Origin of the sequence: Escherichia sp. WS1450 (genome assembly GCF_046487395.1) — a bacterium.
GTDB lineage: Bacteria > Pseudomonadota > Gammaproteobacteria > Enterobacterales > Enterobacteriaceae > Escherichia > Escherichia coli.
Window position 1 is genome coordinate 1 of the sequence record NZ_JBJQJO010000124.1, and the last position, 1,009, is coordinate 1,009.

2 pseudogenes are annotated in these 1,009 nt (G+C 52.0%); one reads left to right on the forward strand and one right to left on the reverse strand.

Annotation, left to right across the window (positions count from 1 at the left end):
- Positions 1 to 447: pseudogene (locus ACJHYR_RS27835) on the reverse strand (transposase family protein); the annotation flags it as partial.
- A gap of 99 nt (positions 448 to 546) precedes the next feature.
- On the opposite strand from ACJHYR_RS27835, the pseudogene ACJHYR_RS27840 reads away from it, so the two are divergent.
- Positions 547 to 911: pseudogene (locus ACJHYR_RS27840) on the forward strand (IS1 family transposase); the annotation flags it as partial.
- Positions 912 to 1,009 lie beyond the last annotated feature (98 nt).

Genomic DNA, 1,009 nt, shown 5'->3' on the forward strand with positions numbered 1-1,009 from the left:
ATGGTGGCCCCGATGCCACGCCCACTCATCAATACCGACATGAGGCGCGCCCGACTGTTTCGTCTCCGGGGTATTAATAACCCTGCGAAGAAGAGTATCAGCACTGCAACGGAGCCCCACTGCCGTTGCTGCCTGTTTCCCGGCCTCACCTCCGGCTATTAATCCCAGTTGATGTTGTAAATTTTGTAACACCTGTGAAGAATGCTGGGAGTGAACCGGCGAAGGGGGCAAGCGACCCGGCAAAAATTTTACGTGAACAAGCCGGGTTACGGCAGTACCAGTGGCGGACGGAAAATACAAGCCATAGCGTCTGCCCTGAGCAGGGTAGATGCTGTATCCGGCGCCGACGATAACTATGAACAGAGTCACTACGCTTAAAGCATTCAGGACTTGTGCTGTTTTGCGTTTTCCGTGGAGATGGAGGGTTATACCGTCAGAGCTAATAATTTGTCGACTGCATCTCCATCCGCAAGGTAACTGTAGAAGTGTCTGGTGATGCTGCCAACTTACTGATTTAGTGTATGATGGTGTTTTTGAGGTGCTCCAGTGGCTTCTGTTTCTATCAGCTGTCCCTCCTGTTCAGCTACTGACGGGGTGGTGCGTAACGGCAAAAGCACCGCCGGACATCAGCGCTATCTCTGCTCTCACCGCCGTAAAACATGGCAACTGCAGTTCACTTACACCGCTTCTCAACCCGGTACGCACCAGAAAATCATTGATATGGCCATGAATGGCGTTGGATGCCGGGCAACTGCCCGCATTATGGGCGTTGGCCTCAACACGATTTTACGTCACTTAAAAAACTCAGGCCGCAGTCGGTAACCTCGCGCATACAGCCGGGCAGTGACGTCATCGTCTGCGCGGAAATGGACGAACAGTGGGGCTATGTCGGGGCTAAATGTCAACGACGGATGAAAAGTGATCCACTTATATCTCCACCAACGGCCCAATATTGATCCACCGTTTTACTCAGGATTAGCTTCTGCTATAACCCCGGCTTTTCGTTTCT